8 protein-coding genes are annotated in these 19,755 nt (G+C 47.8%); all 8 read left to right on the forward strand.

What is annotated here, in order from left to right; genetic code table 11:
- Positions 1-130 precede the first annotated feature (130 nt).
- Positions 131-6,226, forward strand: a complete 6,096-nt coding sequence (locus tag AB4Z45_RS25800; RefSeq protein ID WP_441912445.1) for an endo-1,4-beta-xylanase — start codon at positions 131-133, stop codon at positions 6,224-6,226.
- Between the two features lie 113 nt (positions 6,227-6,339).
- Positions 6,340-6,468 (forward strand): hypothetical protein, encoded by a 129-nt coding sequence (locus AB4Z45_RS25805; RefSeq protein ID WP_441912446.1) that lies wholly within the window; start codon positions 6,340-6,342, stop codon positions 6,466-6,468.
- A gap of 154 nt (positions 6,469-6,622) precedes the next feature.
- Positions 6,623-8,419 carry a cache domain-containing sensor histidine kinase gene (locus tag AB4Z45_RS25810; RefSeq protein WP_441912447.1) on the forward strand — a complete coding sequence of 599 codons (1,797 nt, stop codon included), beginning with the start codon at positions 6,623-6,625 and terminating at the stop codon, positions 8,417-8,419.
- A 75-nt stretch (positions 8,420-8,494) separates the two neighbouring features.
- A complete protein-coding gene (locus tag AB4Z45_RS25815) occupies positions 8,495-10,102 on the forward strand; it encodes a response regulator (RefSeq protein ID WP_441912448.1) in 1,608 nt (535 codons plus the stop codon).
- 202 nt (positions 10,103-10,304) lie between these two features.
- Positions 10,305-11,672 carry an ABC transporter substrate-binding protein gene (locus AB4Z45_RS25820; protein WP_441912449.1) on the forward strand — a complete coding sequence of 456 codons (1,368 nt, stop codon included), beginning with the start codon at positions 10,305-10,307 and terminating at the stop codon, positions 11,670-11,672.
- Between the two features lie 76 nt (positions 11,673-11,748).
- Entirely contained in the window at positions 11,749-12,633 is an 885-nt protein-coding gene (locus AB4Z45_RS25825) for a carbohydrate ABC transporter permease (protein ID WP_441912450.1), read from the forward strand.
- A 91-nt stretch (positions 12,634-12,724) separates the two neighbouring features.
- Positions 12,725-13,462: a carbohydrate ABC transporter permease gene (locus tag AB4Z45_RS25830; RefSeq protein ID WP_441912451.1), complete on the forward strand. Its 738-nt coding sequence runs from the start codon at positions 12,725-12,727 to the stop codon at positions 13,460-13,462.
- A 442-nt stretch (positions 13,463-13,904) separates the two neighbouring features.
- On the forward strand, positions 13,905-19,730 hold the full coding sequence (locus AB4Z45_RS25835; protein ID WP_441912452.1) for a sugar-binding protein: 5,826 nt from the start codon (positions 13,905-13,907) through the stop codon (positions 19,728-19,730).
- Positions 19,731-19,755: the final 25 nt, after the last annotated feature.

Here is a 19,755-nt window from a genome sequence, read left to right on the forward strand (position 1 = left end):
TACTTCGTTAGGTGCCGCCCTATTAAAACGCTCATTATAATTGAAGATACGGGAAGGAGAAGCCATTCAACACCAAGAATGAAAGCGCTTTAGGTGACATCAAAATCCATTATAGGGGGAAGGACATCAAATGAGTAGACGCTTCAAACAGCTATTGCTATCACTGTTAGCCGCTGCACTGTTAGTGCCGCAAATTTGGTATGCTCCAAATGTGAATGCAGCGAGCGCAACGGTACCTGTCATCCTGTACCATGTAATCACCGATAATCCATCCGGAGATTATCAATACAGCACAGCCAACTTCAAAAAACAAATGAAGTATCTGAACGATAACGGCTATACCACCGTATCCGCGGAACAGTACGTCGACATTATCGTGAACGGGGCAACCGCTCCTTCGAAACCGATCCTGCTGACGTTCGACGACGCAACACCGGACTTTATTACAAACGCGCTTCCAGTATTGACGCAGTACAATATGAAAGCGGTATCTTTCGTCATCCAGGACAATATCGGTTCTTGGGGAATGACGCTGAGCCAATTGAACACGCTTAAAAACAACCCGAACATCAGTCTTCAAAACCATACAAAGACGCATGATCAAGCCGTGTGGACGACTAGCATCACCAAAGCGACCGCGGCCGCGGAAATCCAATCCGCTAATACGTTCCTGAAAGGAATTACTGGCAAAGATCCGATCCTTCTTGCCTATCCTTACGGCAACTACAACGCGGACGTAAAAGCAGCCGCGACGGAGAACGGAATTAAAGTCGGTTTCAAAGCCTGGAGCGGCGATGACGACGCCTTGGCGATGGGACGTATTCTCATTAAGAAAGACGATACTTTAAATACCTTCGCAGCCGCGATCGGCGGACCTACGTCTCCCACACCGGAAGCGATCGGGAACGTCGTCGTTTCGAACGACTTCGAGAACGGCACGCAAGGATGGTTTAAGCGCGGTACCGAGACGGTAACAGCTTCGACCAATACCGCTCATAGCGGAACTGGCAGTCTCTTAGTGCAAGGAAGAACAGACAACTGGAACGGCCCGGGCTTTAACCTCGCCGCCACCGGCAAACTGAACAAGGAATCAGTTTACGAGCTTTCCGCATGGGTTAAACTCAAAGAGGGAACGACCGGCTCCGAGACCATTCAATTCGGCGCTCAACAGACTGGGGCAGCCAATGAGTACCTGAATCCAGGCTCCGCGGCAACGGTAACAGCCGATGCTTGGGTACAAGTCAAAGGCGAGTATACATACGACATGAACGCCAATGCCCTGCAAGTCTACTTACAGAGCAGCAGCAGTAAAACTGCTAGCTTCTACGTCGACGATTTCCAAGTGAAAGTCGTCAAACCGGCCGTTCTTGTCGAGAAATTCGAAAACGGCATAAATGGGTGGACCGGCAACGGCGCTACGGCGACCGTAACGAATGCTGTCTCCCACTCCGGATCGAACGCGCTTCTCGTGACGGGACGCGCCCAAAATTACCACGGGCCTAGCCTAGTGTTGACGAATATGCTTGAAAAAGGCGCTGAATACGAAATTTCCGCCTACGCTAAGCTGGATACCGGAGCGGCTTCTACGCAGCTAAAGGCATCGATTGAGCAATCTGGATTAACCGGCAACGACCAGTTTAAGGAAGTAATCGGGTTGACGACGGTCACCGACGGTGCTTGGGTGAAACTGAGCGGTACTTATACGTATAACACCGCCGCTACGGGAATTAAACTCTACTTCGAATCCGAAGACGCCGGTAAAAATACAAGCTTCGCGATCGACGACATCGTCATTACCCAGAAAAGCGCAGCTCCTCCTCCAGGATTCCTCGTCCTGTCCCAAAGCTTTGAGGATGGTCAGCTCGGCGGTTGGACGGATCTGGGATGGAACGGCACCGGTACTGCGGTAGTATCGTCTGACTACGCATCCGAGGGAACGAAATCGCTTCTGTATAAGGACCGTTCGGACAGAAAGAGCGCCGTATCACTCAATTTGACCAGCAAGTTGGTATCCGGTCATAAATACGATATCTCGTTCAAACTCCGGTCCGCTCAAGGAACCGATAACTATCACTTAGGCGCGAAAGTCAAATCCGACGGTACGGATAACTACCCATGGATTATCGGCAACCAAGCCGTTACGGACTCCGCTTGGAAGACGTTCGAACTGAAAGGCTACGAAGTACCTGCCAGCACGACCGAATTCCTAGTTTGGATCGAAGCTAACGTCTACAGTCCAGATGAAACCGCCACAGCGAAAGCCGACTTCTATATGGACGAATTCGTAATTAAAGACGTTACGCCTGGCGCCGAACCTCCAAGAACTCCAGCTGTGCCATTCACTACTATTACGTTCGAGGATCAATCGCAGGGCGGCTTTGATGGCCGCGCTAAAACAGAAACGTTGACCGTTACGAATGAAGCCAACCATACCGACAACGGTTCTTATGCTTTGAAAGTAGCAGATCGTACAGACTCTTGGCACGGTCCGACGATTCGCGTCGAGCAGAACGTAGACAAAGGCAGCGAGTACAAAGTAACGGCATGGGTCAAGCTGATCTCGCCGACCAGCTCGCAGCTTCAGTTGTCCACGCAAGTCGGCAACGGCAGCACCGCCAGCTACAACACCATACAAGCAAAAACCGTGAATGCTGCCGACGGTTGGGTGAAGCTTGAAGGCACCTATCGTTACTCCAGCGTAGGCGACGAATTTTTGACCATTTACGTCGAGAGCTCCAGCAACAAGACTGCTTCTTTCTACATCGACGATATCAGCTTTGTGAACACGGGCTCGATCCCTATCTCCGTACAAAAAGACTTGACGCCAATCAAGACAAAGTATCAAGACAATTTCTTGATCGGCAACGCGGTATCCGCGGCGGATTTCGATGGCACTCGCCTGGAGCTTCTCAAATTGCATCATAATGTCGTAACGGCGGAAAACGCCATGAAACCAGATGCAACGCAGGCGGTGAAAGGTACTTTCACTTATGCGGATTCGCTTATCGATAAAGCGATCGCCGCAGGGATGAAAGTACACGGCCATGTGCTCGTATGGCATCAGCAGACGCCTGCATGGATGACTACTTCGAACGGTTCGCCTTTGAGCCGCGACGAGGCACTCGCCAATATGAGAACGCACATCCAAACGGTTATGACGCACTACGCAGAAAAATATGGAAACAATTTGATTTCTTGGGACGTCGTCAACGAAGCGATGAACGACAATCCCTCTAATCCGACGGATTGGGTTGCTGCCCTGCGCACCTCTCCTTGGAAAACGGCAATCGGTAACGATTACGTGGAACAAGCGTTCTTGGCGGCAAGAGAAGTGCTTGACGCGAACCCGTCTTGGGATATCAAGCTCTATTACAATGATTACAACGATGATAACCAGAACAAAGCTACGGCCATCTACAATATGGTCAAAGAGCTCAACGACAAGTACGCACTTACGCATCCTGGCAAGAAGCTGATCGACGGCGTCGGCATGCAGGCGCATTACAACGTCAACACGAAGCCTGACAACGTTAAAGCGTCGTTGGAGCGGTTTATCTCCTTGGGCGTTGAAGTCAGCATTACCGAACTGGACATAACGGCCGGCAACGGCGGCACGATCACCGAAAAGGAAGCAATCGCGCAAGGCTACTTGTACGCGCAGCTATTCCAAATTTACAAAGAGCACGCCGCGAATATCGCAAGAGTCACCTTCTGGGGTCTGAATGATTCGACGAGCTGGAGAAAAGAACAACCGCCGTTGCTCTTCGATAACAACCTGCAAGCAAAGCAAGCCTATTATGGCGTTATCGATCCGAGCAAGTTCATAGCGGAGCACCCGCCTTCTTCGGCAACCGCTAGTCAAACTTCCGCTAAATATGGTACGCCAGTCATAGACGGTACCATTGACGCGATCTGGAGCGATGCGCCTGAAGTCTCGATCCAGAAGTTCCAGATGGCCTGGCAAGGTGCACGCGGTGTAGCCAGAGCGCTATGGGATGATCACAACCTGTATATGCTAATCCAAGTTACTGGTAATGCGGAACTGGACAGCACTAGCCCTAACGAGCATGAACAAGATTCCGTCGAAGTGTTCGTAGACGAGAATAATGGAAAGACAGCTTCCTATCAATCGGATGATGGACAATACAGAGTAAACTATAACAACCAGGCATCTTTCAATCCATCAAGCAAAGCAGCTGGTTTCGAGTCAGCGACCTCTCTTTCCGGAACGAACTACACGGTAGAAATGAAAATACCGTTAACATCGATCACACCGGAAAACAACATGAAGCTAGGCTTTGACGTGCAAATCAACGATGGTAAAAACGGTGCTCGTCAGAGCGTTGCCGTATGGAACGATTTGACCGGCCAAGGTTATCAAGACACGTCCGTTTTTGGAGTGCTTACGCTTTCCGGTAAGAATCCTCCTGCAACGCCACCGGTGGCGCCTGCGAACGTAACGGCTTCTGCCGTGAACGCTAGCTCGATCAAGTTGAATTGGAACACCACTTCAGACACGAGCGTAACGTTCTCCGTCTATCGTGGAACGTCCGAATCCGGTTCGTTCACGGTAATCGCTTCCGGCGTACCGGTTTCCGAATTCACGGATACGGGTCTGGATGCTTCAACGAAGTACTACTACTACGTGAAGGCAGTTAAAGGGGAACTGGTATCGGATGCATCCACAGTCGCAAATGCAACGACGATTCCTCTGGTTGTAACGCCGCCTGAGGAGGTTTTGGAGGCACCTACGGGATTGAAGGCTGATGCTCAAAGCCAATCCTCAATCAAGCTGAATTGGAACACCACTTCAGACACGAGCGTAATATTCTCGGTATATCGCGGAACGTCCGAATCCGGTTCTTTCACGGTAATCGCTTCCGGCGTACCGGTTTCCGAATTCACGGATACGAATTTGACCTCTTCGACGAAGTACTATTACTACGTGAAGGCAGTTAAAGGGGAATTGGTGTCGGATGCATCCACAGTTGTGACTGCAACAACGAGCGACGCTTCGCCTCAACCCGGTACAGACACGCCTTCTCCGGTGACTGAACAACCGGCTGAAAATGGCCAGATCACACCAAAAGTTACTGTGAATAACGGTAAGGCATCGTCCAACATCTCTGCCGCCAATCTACAGAAAGCGTTCGATCAAGCTGTAACTAACGCTGCAGGCAAGAAAAAAGTTACGATCAACATTCCTGCAACAGCAGGCGCAAATTCATACGACGTGCAATTGCCGCTTCAAAGTCTGAAAGATTCCGGATCGACAGTACTTGTGATCAAGACGGTGAACGGCACGGTCGAGCTTCCTGGCAACATGCTGGCAGGCACGAGAGTCGGCAGCTCCGAGTTCGTATCGGTTCGCTTGGGCAAGGTCTCGACTGAAGCACTCAGCAATGATCTCCGCCAGCAAATCGGTAACCATCCGGTCATTAGCCTCGAAGTTTTGGCAGGCGACTCCGTTGTCGCTTGGAACAACCCGAACGCGCCTGTAACGGTATCCGTACCTTACACGCCGACGGCTGAAGAGCTAAGCAACCCGGATCACATCATCATCTGGTACATCGACGGCAGCGGCAAAGCGACACCTGTGCCGAATGCCCGCTACGATGCAGCAAGCGGTACGGTCAAATTCTCGACGACTCACTTCAGTATCTATGCAGTTGTATTCGTCGTGAAATCGTTCGGAGATCTTCAGTCCGTACCATGGGCGAAGAAAGCAATCGAAGCGATGGCATCTCGTGGCATCATTAACGGCACGAGTGAGAACGCGTACGATCCGAAAGCTTCCATCAAGAGAGCGGACTTCCTGTCGCTGCTCGTTCGCGCATTGGAGCTTAAAGGTAACAATGCTTCCGTAACGATGTTCTCCGACGTGGATTCCTCCGCATACTACTACGAAGCGGTCAAGATCGCTGCGCAGCTCGGCATCATTCAAGGCACGGGCAGCAATCTGTTCGATCCAAACAGCAAGATCTCGCGTCAAGACATGATGGTCATCGCGGCGCGCGCGGCGAAAGCCGCAGGCAAAGCGTTGCCGACAGGCGGCACTTTGGATGCGTTCAGCGACGAGGCTTCGGTAGCTTCTTACGCGAAAGACAGCGTTGCAGCACTGGTCAATGCCGGTATCGTGCAAGGATCGAGCGGCAAACTAGCGCCGAACAGCTCTCTCACTCGCGCCGAAGCGGCAGTTATCCTGCAACGCATTTGGAGTAAATAAGAGTTTCAGATAGCCTAAAGAGGCTGCTCTGCAGATTGAATCTTGATATGCTCCCCATACGGTAGACAGGTGAAATAATATATAACCTGTTTGCTGTGAGGGGAGTATTTTTCATGTCCGAAAATAAACTTAGCGCCTCAGAGAAATTAGCCATCGTGCAAGAGATTGAGAGCGGTCGAATTGGATTGAAGTCCGCTGTTAGTAAATTTAAACTGAGTAAAAACACAAGCAATTCAAATTGACACTTATTAAACCTATGCTATTCTTAAAAGTAATCCCCCACATAAATATCTTATGCATAAAGGCGTCCTCTCCACACCCTTCAGATTAGCCTACTCTCATAGTCAGGGTTCCCACAAAAAACGATTTATGGAAGAGAAAGGAAGCAATCGCGCTATGAAAGGGTTCTCGAAGTATATAGGCGGTATTTCCATTAAAAATAAAATATTCATCGCTAACTTATTAATCATTGTCGTATTTATTTCCACTCAGTCGTATTTTTCCAACACGATTTCACAAAAGGCCATTATTGAGAAAGAGATCAATAATTCATCTCGAGAGCTTGTGCTCATCAAAAATAACCTTCACACCCTGATTTCTACAATGGAAGATTATTCAAAAATTTTAGCCAGCGATTATCGATTGCAGAACGTGCTGTATAACGATTTATTATTAAATAATGAGTTCTATGCGAGCAAGCCGGTTGAAGGTTTAAATAACCTATCGATGAAAAAAACTCTTTCAGAGACGATCAGCAATATTGTGGAGCCTAACACAAAAATCAAAGCGGTAAGCATTCTCACCTCGAATCATCACTGGGTGGACGTCGGGTTTGCCGATAACGCTTATGCTTCCCGCATATTCGGCGATGGTTATGGAGCGGATGATCGTTTCTATTTACCTTCTTGGACAGGTTTGATCAAGTTCGGCTTCTTGTATGAAGGTGAAGACAACGTATTTGCGGTTTCTAAAACGGTCATTCACAAAGATACCGGTAAAATGATAGGCAGAATTTTTTTGTACGTGAAAGAAACGACTATTGCCTCGATTTATGAGGAAGGGAAAAACAAGGGCGGCGAATTTTATATCGTCGATTCCGCGGGCAGAATTATCTCTTCACAAAATAAAGCTATGTTATACCGGGATTTTAAGGAAGCTGTCTCCATAAGCATTCCCGAGAATGGTAAAGACACAACATTTACCCAGGGCAGCGGAAGCCAAGAAATGTTGCTATTCACCCATCGCTTCGAACCGTTGAAATGGACAATTGTAAGCGCTATCCCGATGAATAATATTTCTTCTGATCGGAAAGAAATCAATCAATTGATTATAGGAATCGGCGCAGCATGCTTGCTGCTAGCATTAATTGTGTCCTTCCTATTGTCCCGGTCGATCACGCGACCCATCTTCCGGCTTGCCAAGACCATGAGAGAAATCCGGACGGGAAAGATGCAAGTCAGAAGCTCCTACCAATCAAAAGATGAGATCGGATATTTAAGCGAGGGCTTCAATAGTTTAATGGATCGCATTGAGGCGCTTATGACCGAAAACGTCGAGAAACAAAGGACAAAGGCCGAGATCGAATTCAAATTGCTGCAATCGCAAGTGAAGCCACATTTTTTGTACAATACGGTTGAAACTATTATTTCGCTCATTAAGCTGGGCTTCGGGAAGCAAGCCATACAGGCAGCCCAATATATGGCGAATTTCTATAAGATTTCGTTAAGCAAAGGCAACGATATCATATCGATAGGCGAAGAAATGCGTTTAACGGAAAGCTATTTGGAAATTCAGCAGCTGCGTTATGTGGAATATATGGAGTATACGATGGAAATCGACAATGAAATTTTGTCCTATTCGATACCGAAATTGACCTTGCAGCCAATCGTGGAGAATGCCATCTATCACGGATTGAAGCTCAAAAAGGAAAAAGGAATCATACGCATTACAGGAAAGCGCAGCGGGAACAATGTGGAAATCGAGATTTACGATAACGGGGCGGGTATGGACAAGAATCAAACCAAGGCGATAATGGCAGGATACAGCATTCCTGATGAAACCAGCGGGTTTGGGATCACAAGCGTATTTAATCGAATTCGAATGCTGTACGGGGAAAGATACGGTCTGCAAGTTGAAAGCGAGTACGGCGTTTATACGAAAATTATAATTGTACTGCCCCTTCGTCATCATTAGCTCCTGCCCGCATCCATGAGACAGGCATATCTATTATCCGCAAAATAAGAAATGAATAGAATAGGAGGAAAGAGCATGTACAAAGTGCTAATCGTCGATGATGAATATTACTTCAGACAAGCCTTAAAGATTTCGCTACCATGGAGTGAGCTGGGCTTTCAAATCGCGGGGGAGGCAAAAAATGGGGCGGAAGCGCTGGAACTGATGACCGAGGTAGAGCCTGATGTTGTGTTGGTCGATATGAATATGCCGATTATGGATGGATTGGAGTTTATACACAAAGCCAAGGAGCGCGACCGGAAAACAAAATTTCTGGTGTTGTCAGGTCACAGCGAATTTGTGTATGCCAAACAGGCCGTGCAATTGGGCGTTTCTAATTACGTGCTGAAACCCATTAACGAAGAAGAACTTCAAAGCTCCTTACTGGATATAAAGGAGCTCATACGATCGGAGCGTTTGGGCAAGCTTGAGTTGGACGATCTAAGGAAGCAGGCAAGCGATGGCTTGTCTGTCATGAAGGAGCAAGTGCTGAACGGTTGGCTGCAAGGCAACGTTATTACTAGATCCAGTTCCGATTGGGATCGATTACATGATTTGGGAATAAAGTTGGAAGGGTTGCATTACCTGGCAATTGTCATCGACCTGGATTCAAGCGAGGAGAGGAATCTTGAGGAGGGTATGCTGATTCGTAAAGCCAAGGTACAAGAAATCGCTCAAAATGATATGCAAGGCGCCTTTCAGTGTGTCAGCTGTCATGATCATGATGATCGTCTGGTTCTGATCATAGGATCGCCTGACGGCTCCTTCAACAAGCTGGAATCGATTTGCGAACAGATTCGATTGAACGTAGAGAACGATTTGGCCTGTACGGTAACGATTGGCTTAGGGAATGGCTGCGAAACGTTTGAGTTGATCTCAGTTTCATACAAGGAAGCGTTAATTGCTTTGAAGCAGCGGTTTGTATGGGGTGGCAACAAGGTGTTCGCTCATTCCTTGATTGCGGAAACCGGGATAAAGGTCGGATTGTTCTCGGTGGAAAAAAGAAGCGGCTTGCTGATGCTCATGCGAATCGGGAACATGTCCGAGACAGAAGAATGGCTCTCGCGTTTTTTTCATGATACTCGCGTCCAACAAGCGTCTATGGAAATGCTGCTTCTCGCCGGAATCGAATTCGTATCCACATGCCTGGAATTTTTGGCCGAAGCGTCGCAAAGCTTTGAAGATGTCTTCCGAAATACGACACAACCCGATATGATAAAACACGTTCAGCGGATGAAAACCTTCAACGAGTTGGAGGACTGGATACGTACTTTAATTCTAAAGTCCATGGATCATGTACATAGTCGCAAAACGAATAGAGCCGTCAAAGTGATAGAGGAGGTCAAATCGTATATTACGAGGCATTACGGCAATGAAGAACTGCGAATTGAAGATATCGCAAAGAGTGTTCATATGAATTACAATCATCTTTGCTTCGTGTTTAAGAAAGAAACGACCTTTACGATCAATGACTACCTGACTGAAATACGGATTATTAAAGCAAAGGAACTTTTTGATCAGGGAGAGAAGGTTATTCAAAACGTATCGAACCGGGTGGGATATGCGGACGCCAACTATTTCAGCAAATGCTTCAAAAAATATATGGGAATCACGCCTAGCAAATATGTGAATCAAATCCGATAGCCTATACTTCAATACAGACGTTAGGGGGAAAGTGAAAACTTTGCCTCTATCGTCTATTTTTTTGCCGTTAATTTTACTGCTAGCCCGAGAATAGTCTCTGTACTAAATATGGGAAGATTCGTAAAATTATCTCAAGGTTGATACCGCTTTCAATATCTAAAATCAATCCGATATCCGCTTTGACAAATAGGGGAGGTAAACAATGAAAACGAAGTTAAAGGCAGCAGCTATGTTCCTTATGGCAAGTACTCTTCTGGTTTCATCGGCATGCAGCAGCGGGAATGAAACCAAGTCCAACCAGCCGTCCGACAATCCGTCGCCCTTGGCAACAAGCAAGGAGGATAACAAGAATACGACGAAGACGGACAGCAAAAAAATCAAGATGAGAGTCATAACGCTTACGACGGACGAGAATCGCAACAACATTATGGAAAAATTCATCAAACCGAATATTGCTGCAGCGCTTCCCAATCTTGAAGTCGAGTTTGAGCCCGGCGGCGGCGGCGAGGATATGGCAAACAAATTGAAGACGTTGAATGCTTCTGGGGATATGCCGGACGTATTCTGGAATGATGCGGGCTACTTTACGCCGCTCAAGAGCACTGGCAGCATTCTGGATCTGTCACCTTATATTTCGAAAGACGGTTTCTTGGACAAATATGCGGTGCCGGATGCGTTAAAGCATGTCGATAACGGGATCTACAGCTTGTCTTCCGGAGCGGACACGTATTTCACCCCTGTTATCTTCTATCATAAAGATATGTTCGAAGAAGCGGGGGTTCAAGTGCCTACCACGTTCGATGAACTGATTCAAATCTCGAAGACGCTCAAGAGCAAGGGCATGGTACCGGCTGTGACTCCCGGCAAGGACGGGTGGGGACCGAAGCTCTTTATGCTGCAGCAAATGATTCAAATCGGAGATCCGCAGGCGATGGCAGACCTTGTCAGCAACAAAACGGACTTCAACAATCCATCCGTCAAGGAAGGAGCGGCTCGCATCGAAACGCTGGTCAAGGAAGGCGTGTTCCCAGACGGTATTGCAAATGTGGATTACGGTCCGGCGATGGAAATGTTTACGTCCAAAAAAGCGGCTATGTTATGGATGTTTACTTGGGAGCTGCCAAATCTCGCAAAAGACGAAACGGTTGATTTCTTCCCATTCCCAAGTGCCAGCGATAAGTATAACCCTGCACAGACCGTGCAGTTCTGGGGTTCCCCGCTTAACGGTTATGCAGTCAACGGCAAAACAGAGAACCCGGAAGAGGCCGTCAAGCTTGCCGAATTTCTAGCCATGGCGGATGCGCTATACTTCGAGTCTACCGGTGCTCCCATATCTTTGCAGACAGGCAACCAGGCGATGGATAGGAGCCCGCTTATGCAGAAGTTCGTTGACTGGTACAATCCGATTCCTAATAAAATCGCGTCCATGGCTCTTAATTCCCTAGATGCGAGGACGTCATCCGAAATATCTACGCAAGGAGCGAATTTACTAACGGGTGAGTTCGCAGCCGATGATTTTAATGTGGCGATGAACAAGATCTGGAGCGAAAATACGTGGTTTGACAAGTAAAAGATGCAATAACAGCTAAATCCCCTTTGGATTGATCCAAGGGGGTTTAGACACAAACTAAATGGTGGAGAGAGCGATGAACAAGTACTTTAGCACCAAAGTGTCTATATTTGTGTTTGCTTTCCCGGCATTACTGCTGTTTTCCTTATTCTGCGTATACCCTTTGATTCCGGAGATCTGGATGAGCTTGCATAAGCATGACGGATTTAGAAACTTGGGTTTTGTTGGTTTAAATAATTACAAAGAAGTGATGGCTTCCCCATCCTTTTGGACCGCTCATAAGAATACGTATCTCATTGTAGCCATTTCATTATTGCTGGGGCTGCCCCTATCCATGATGCTTTCGCTTTTTATGGATGCTCAAACACCGAAGTTTCGTCGATTCTTCAAGACGGTGGCGATGTTCCCTGCTATCTTGTCGGTCACGGTTGTTGCACAGATCTGGTTAGCGTTCTACGAACCAAATTGGGGTTTATTTAACGAGATTCTCCGATCGTTAGGGCTCAGCTCATGGACGCATTCGTGGTTAACGGAAAAGAAAACAGTAATGCCCAGCATCGGAGTGACATTCCTGTGGCAATATATTGGACTGAACGCGTTGCTGTTTTATACAGGAATCAAGACCATACCCAAGAGTTACTATGAAGCGGCTTTGATCGACGGTGCTAATTATATTCAAGTTTGCTTACGAATTACGATCCCCTTGCTGCAGAATGTAATCAAATACGTACTAATTCTGTCTACATTAGGCTCAATGGCATTTTATTCGCATGTACGAGTCATGACGGCAGGAGGCCCAGGAGATCTATCCAGGACGGTCATCTACCAGATGTATTATACGGCATTTGATACTTCCGAATTTGGCAAGGGTACTGCGATCGCCGTTATTTTTATTCTGGAATGCCTTTTGATCTCCTTTGTCATTCAAAGGTACGTTGCCAGAGAAAAACTGGAGTTTTAAGCTAGGGGGGAGCTTTCTGAAATTATTAAATCGAGTGTTTTGGGTAGCCGTGGGATGCACGTTTTTGTTTCCCTTGTACTGGATGGTAACGATGTCATTGAAGTCCAAAAGCGAAGCTTACGACAATCCTTTTGGATTGCCGTCTTCCTTGGACTGGCTGAACTTCAGCGAAGCGCTGTCCAAATATCATTTTTATACGTATTTCGAGAACAGCGTGATTTATACCGCAGGCACAATCGCCATTACGTTGACAACGGGCAGCATGCTTGCTTATTGCCTCAGCCGCATGCAGTGGAAATTCAATTCGATAATGCTGTTTTATGTATCTATGGGTTTAATTGTCCCAATCGAAGTAGTCGTTATTCCTTTATTCCAGCTCGTTAAATGGATGCATATCAAAAATAGTTATTTGGGCCTTATCTTGCCGTATTCCGGCTTCGCCATCGCTTCCTGCGTACTGATGCTGTATGCCTTTCTTCGTTCATTGCCTAAGGAGCTGGAAGAGGCAGCATGCATAGATGGAGCGAATGTCTATCAAACGTATATTAAAATCATATTTCCAATCGTAATGCCAGCGCTCGTGACGCAATGCGTTCTTATATTCATTCGAATCTGGAACGAATTTCCGCTTGCTTTTATTATTGCTTCCAAGGATCAATTCAGGCCGCTTACAGTCGGGTTGCTTGGTTTCTTTATCAATGTGGGAGTTACGGATTGGGGACTCATCGGCGCGAGTATGCTGCTGTCCAGCTTGCCAATGATCATCGTTTATTTAATAGGCAACGAAAAGATCGAAAATGCATTGACTGCAGGTGCAATTCTAAAGTGACGCATGTGAAGTGGGAGAAGGGACATCTGATAAGGTGTCTTTTCTCCGTATTTTCAGGTTGGCGCAGCGCACTATGTTTACTTATTGTCCCGTGAATTTTACTTACAGTCCAATAATAGTCTCTGGGAATATTCTTAGAGGCTGGTATCATAAAAGCATTGATTGACAGCGCTTCCATTATTGGAAATAGAATTGCTCAGTCAAAGGGAATGTTAAGGTTTGCAGCCAGAATTCTGCTCCATGAACAAGGATGGTAATGCAAGGGGGGTGAAATAAAGTTCGGAATCTGCTCAACATTTTTACCTAATGGCAACCAGAAGAAACTACCTTTCGTGGAAGTTACGGGCTGTATTTATTATTGACAAATACAGCAGAGAAACCGGGACTAATACCGCTTAGGCGGCAATGTGTATAAGATTTTACTTATATCCAGGGAGGTTTTATGAAAGTGAGAAAAAGAGCATTCATTTGGATTATGACTTTGGTAATGGTATTTCCCATGCTACCATTCTCAGGGTCGGTAGTAGTCGCGGCTGACAGTGCGCCAATTGCAAACGCGGCTGACACTACACCAAGCGCAACTATCTATGTTGCTACAAATGGCGATGATCACACAGGTGAGGGAACACAAGATAAGCCGTACAAAACGCTTGCCAAGGCAAAAGCAGTAGTAAGGACTTTGCCTAAGACCGGCGGTGATATCGTTGTTCAAATTGCAGATGGCTATTATTCGCTTGATGAAACCCTGGTTTTTAACAAGGATGATTCCGGAAGCGCAAGCAGCACGATTCGCTATGAGGCGGCGCCGGGTGCGAAGCCGGTAATCAGCGCTGGTGAAATGCTGGAAAAAGGCGTATGGACAGAGGCTTTAGGCCTAACCCAGACGGGCGGCTTAACGGCGTACAAAACGACCCTTAACCGGAACGATAAGTTGCGCGCGATCTATGTAAACGATAAGATCGCCAACATGACGCTGAGCCCGCAAATCGCTTCGACCAACAGAACCGTCAACGGCACCCCGACAGCCAGCTTTTCCGGTGCCAATAACCCTTGGGCGTGGCAAAGCGGCAGCAACATCCGTGCGGCTATCGTATTCGATGCCAGCGTGGGTCTGACGACGGCAACGAAAAATCCCCAAAACATCGAAGCGGAAAGCATGGGCGGCTCCACAGCCAGATGGTCGAGGCCTTTTGTCACCTTCGCGTCGATCGAACAGGCGCCGGCAGCCAGCAATAAGCCCGGCGGTGTCATGCTCCGTTTCCAGATGCCATATGGTGCGATTTCACAGTCTTTAAGTAATAACACGCAATACAATCCAGGTAACAACCAAGTCATCCGCAACGCTTTTGAATTTTTCAATAAACGCGGAGATTTCTATTTCGACCAGGCGGAAAGCACACTTTATTATATCCCGCTTGCAGGCGAGGATATCAATACCGCTGACGTGGTCATTCCAAGGCATGAGAAGGTCCTCGACATAAGAGGGATTGCTGTAGGAGATCGATTGAAGCCTGCCCAGGGCTCGGACGATGGACGTGTCAAACACATAACCTTTAACGGGCTGAAGTTTGCCCATACCGACTACAAGCTATTTGAACTAACGGGCACCTATACACTTAGCGACGGATCCGGTCCGGTAACGACCAGCTCCCGCGGCTTCGCGTCAGTACAAGGCTCTATCGTGAACACCGTTTACTTCCCAAGCAGCATCAACTGGCATGAGACTTTCTACCGAGGGTATGACATACCGCCAGCAGCGGTTATGATTAACGCGGCGAGGAACATCAAAGTGCTGAACGGCGAGATCGGGCTTACCGGATTTAATGGCATCCATGTAGAGAACGATGTTAAGGACATCGAAGTCACAGGCAACTATATCGCAGATACGCTCGCTTCTGGTGTTGTAATCGGACATCCGCAACATATCTATGAAAACGATGAATCGATTAAGCATGAATCTAGTATTTCGGTCTCTGGCACGCCAATAAGGAACTGGGCCGGCGTTGATAAGGAGAAATTTAAGGCGGGTACGGAAGCTGTACCGGAAAATATTTTTATCACAAATAACTTTTTGTTTAGGAACTGCTACGGATTCCCGGGGGCCAACTCCCTAACCTCATTCTATACAACGAACATGCAGGTACTGCACAACTACTTCTATGACGCCACTTACGGCGCCTTGAGCATCGGCTGGGGCTGGGATGAATACGATGGATTCGGCTTTACTGCCCAAGGGTCCAACAAGACCGGCGGCCCGTACCACGGTACGCATGAAACAAGTCTCGCGAGGTCCCCAGTAATCTCTACAACCTCCAGAAATAACAAAATAAACTATAACCGGGTAGAGGAAATTTGCACGATAGTTAACGACTCCGGAGCCATTTACTCATTGGGCCGGCAGGGCGATCCGGGGAATTTGCCGGGCGGAGGAACATGGGACACCGTCAACGATCTGACAAACAACCCTGTCACCGACAAGAATAGTAACTGGCATTCTGACAACTGGACGAATTTCACAGAGATGAACTATAACTTCCTTGATCCGAATCCAACGGGCAAACCTACGACCTCCAACAACTGGACGAACGGTTTCCATCCCGACGAAGGCAGCACGTTCATCAAAATGATCGGCAACGTCGTGCAGTCAAAGCTCTCCCATGCTGTTGGACAGAGCCGTCTTTATGAATTTAACAACTGGAAGCGCAAAAGCGATATGATTGCTGTCGAAGGTTATGTGGACGGGAATAACAACCAGAATGGCGGCCCTAGGATTACTTACGATAATTACAAAAGTGAAGACCGCATATGGCCGGTTAAGGGCAACGAAATCGTTTTGAATTCGGGTCTTACCAACGAATACACGCATATGATTCCAAGAATTCTCATTGCCGATACCGAGTTTGAGCTGGCTTCCAACGTCATCATGGGTAAAGGTGAAAAACTGAGCCGCAGGGGTCTGCTAAAAGCGCAAGATACGGTTTGGCTTGCGCCTGCGAACACAACGGTCTTTAAAGAAGGCACTACGATGACAAAAGCTGCCGGCGACGAAACGTCAATCCTTGCTCCGTCTGCCGCAGGCGAATACAAACTTTATATCGTATATGGAGACGGCAGAGCAACAGCCACTTCCAAGCATACGGCATACGTCGACGCGAGCGCGTCAGCCACCAACGTGGAAAATGGGAAAAGCTATGAAGTTTCAGCGGTACAGCCTCTTAAATTGACGTTGAGTAATGATTACAGCTTTACACTTAATGGCAAGCCCGTGGCGAATGGGTACGAAATCCGCACTGCAGGAAGCTGGAACTTGGTAGGCAGCTCTTCGATGCCTGCAATAACCTTCAACTTTACAACCACAGTATCAGTGGCCAATAAGTTGCTCCCGGCTAACGTGACAGTAGCCCCTGGCGGGACAGTCAGGTTTGCGCACGATTTGAACGATGCGACTAAGAAAATTTGGATTTCCTCATCGAGCGGCGGACATTTTGATGGCGGCGACGATGAAACAGTGACCTCTGGCGACATGCTCGGAATGGCTGCACCTATGTTACCAGGTCCCTACATTATTTATGTACTGGCGGCAGACGGCGAAGTGCTAAGTCAGTCGCACGCTCGTGTTGTGGTCAGCGATACGGCACCTGCTGATATTCCTAGAAATGGTCTTGACTTATGGCTCAAGGCCGATGAAGGAGTGGAAAAAGATAGCAGCGGCAACGTGATTGGTTGGACAAATATGGGAAGCGTTGAAGCGAAGCTTGTCCCGGCGAACGTCCCTGGCAGCGGCGGCGATAATCTTGGAACACCAAACGGGAACCCCTCGCTAAAAAAAGATGTATACGACTATGTAGAATTCACGGCGAACTCAAGGCCGCTAAAAGCTGCAGGCTTCAAAGATTATAATGGCAGTACGCAGATGACGATCTACACGCTGGTTAGGCCAACTAGCACAGCCAACAACTCCAGCGATCAAAATGGCCTTGTTTATTTCGGATTGAACGAGTCGTACCAAACATGGGCCGCCAACGACGGCTGGAGTGGTATTAATCTTGGTATAGGAATAAACAGAGTTAACGTCCGCTTTGGTAACGCGGATGGCGGCGTATCGGGGGGCGGGCAACAAATTACAACCGCAGCCACTGACAATCTGGTCAGCGTTCGGGCGCAGCTAAACGGAACCAATAGAGCTGTTTTTGTTAATAACAACGTCATCGGCACCCCTGGAACTAATGCTAAGGCGCTTACAGGGAACAGATCGGATCTGGGCATTGGGTACACAATGGCGGCTGCAACCCCTTACCGCTTCATGGGTAGAGTCGTACAGATCCTCATCTACGACAGGGTGCTGACAGCAGAAGAAATTGCGAAAGTAGAAGCTTATTTTAACGAGGTCAAAGTCGGCCGCGGTGGGTCCGCGAACCCGATTGCTCCTGTGGGGGTCGACAAATCCTTGCTGACCGCTTTGATTGAGAGCGTCAAGGATAAGGACGCTGCAATTCATACAGTCTCTTCGTGGAACGCTTTCGCAAGCGCATTAAGTGAGGCCAAAACTGCCGCCTCAAATGGTGAGATTGGGCAGGCAGCAGCGGATCATTCATATTACGCTCTGCGTAACGCAATCAAAGCGCTTCAGCTGTTACCTAGCGGAGTTGGGACAGCCGTATACGGTACGCCTGTTCTCGGCGGCTCCGAGCTCGACCCACGCTGGAATACGACCGCTACGCTGCCGATCCTTAAGCATCTTACAATGGTGAATGGTCCGACGGATGGCTCCGCTAAAGTGCTATGGGACGATACTAACCTGTATGTTCTGGTGCGTGTAAAAGACCCTGTGCTGAACAGCAGCAGCAGCGAAGCGCATGAGAAGGACTCAGTCGAGATCTTTGTGGATGAGACCAACAGTAAACAAACCTCCTACGGCACAGGAATGGGACAATACCGTATTAACTATCTGAATGAGAAAAGCTTTAATCCAGGCAGTATCAGTGCAGGTGTTGAGTCTTATGCCAAGGTCGTGGATGGCGGTTATTACATTGAAACTAAGATCCCCTTTAAAGCGGCTGTTCCTGCGGTTAATCATGTCATTGGATTTGATTTGCAGATCAATGACGCGAAAGCATCTGGTGGCCGTCAGGATATTATCATGTGGCACGACGTGACTGGACAGTCTTATGCCAACGGCTCACAATGGGGTGTGGTTACACTTGTGAACGAGCCTACGCTGGCAGTCTCCGGCGAGGCCGGAGCGACTTCCATCACGACGAAAGACGGCACGCTGCAAATGTTGGCGGGAGTGCCCGCCGTATGGTCGGTAACCGCAGAAGACGGTTCGGAGACAAATGCGGCGATCATTAGCGAGACGGGGTTGCTGTCAGCCAAAATGAATGGCGTCGTGAAAGTAACGGCGAAAGCCATCGGGTCCAGTTTGAGCGGCAGCGTGCTGATCTCAATCAGCGGTCAAGAAGGCGCGTTGCTGACCGGACCGGGGACGATTGAAGGCGGCAAAAACTTTGATGTTGATTTCAGCTTGGCGCATTCTGAAGAAGATGTCAAAGCGCTAGATATTACGATTAATTATGATGCGGATAAGCTGGATTTTGTATCAATGGAATCGCTCCAGCAAGATTTCAAGCTAGTTGGCGAAGTTAATACGGATGGCAAGCTTAGAACCATCGCGACTAATATTGGAAATACGAATATGACGAATGGATTGATTAGGCTGAAGTTTAAAGCTGTTGCAACGGATAATTCGCAGATCGCTTCCATTCGTGTCACTCAGTTAACGGTTGCTAATGGCGCGGGCCAAGAGGCAGATTGGGCTGGTGCAACCCACACAGTCCAAATTAATAAGATGGATAAGTTGGGCTTGGTGCTTCTTATTGCGGAAGCGCAAAGCGCGCACGATGCAGCAATTGAAGGTGTAAATCCTGGCCAGTATCCATCAGGCGCGAGAGCAACTCTACAGGCAGCAATTGATACCGCTAAAGTGGTGGTGTCAACTCAGGGAGTAAGCCAGGCTGATATTGAAGAGGCGATCAAGAACCTGCACGCAGCTCTGCAAAGCTTCAATGATTCAAGAATTAAAGCAATCGATGGAGATTACAATAACGACAATAGAGTAAGTGTTGGTGACCTTGCGATTGTTGCTTCAGCTTATGGTAAAAATGATCAAGATTCAAATTGGAATGAGTACAGAAGGTTGGATTTGAATGGCGACGGTAAAATTGACATCGTTGATATCTCGATTCTGGCTCGTAAAATTTTGAATTAATTGCATGTAAAAATAAAGAAATGGT

Source organism: Paenibacillus sp. MCAF9 (assembly GCF_052114265.1).
In the GTDB taxonomy this organism is placed as follows: Bacteria; Bacillota; Bacilli; order Paenibacillales; family Paenibacillaceae; genus Pristimantibacillus.

Coding starts and splice junctions, on each gene's coding strand:
- AB4Z45_RS25800 (WP_441912445.1), top strand. CDS start 131: ATGAGTAGACGCTTCAAACAGCTATTGCTATCACTGTTAGCCGCTGCA.
- AB4Z45_RS25805 (WP_441912446.1), top strand. CDS start 6,340: ATGTCCGAAAATAAACTTAGCGCCTCAGAGAAATTAGCCATCGTGCAA.
- AB4Z45_RS25810 (WP_441912447.1), top strand. CDS start 6,623: ATGAAAGGGTTCTCGAAGTATATAGGCGGTATTTCCATTAAAAATAAA.
- AB4Z45_RS25815 (WP_441912448.1), top strand. CDS start 8,495: ATGTACAAAGTGCTAATCGTCGATGATGAATATTACTTCAGACAAGCC.
- AB4Z45_RS25820 (WP_441912449.1), top strand. CDS start 10,305: ATGAAAACGAAGTTAAAGGCAGCAGCTATGTTCCTTATGGCAAGTACT.
- AB4Z45_RS25825 (WP_441912450.1), top strand. CDS start 11,749: ATGAACAAGTACTTTAGCACCAAAGTGTCTATATTTGTGTTTGCTTTC.
- AB4Z45_RS25830 (WP_441912451.1), top strand. CDS start 12,725: ATGTCATTGAAGTCCAAAAGCGAAGCTTACGACAATCCTTTTGGATTG.
- AB4Z45_RS25835 (WP_441912452.1), top strand. CDS start 13,905: ATGAAAGTGAGAAAAAGAGCATTCATTTGGATTATGACTTTGGTAATG.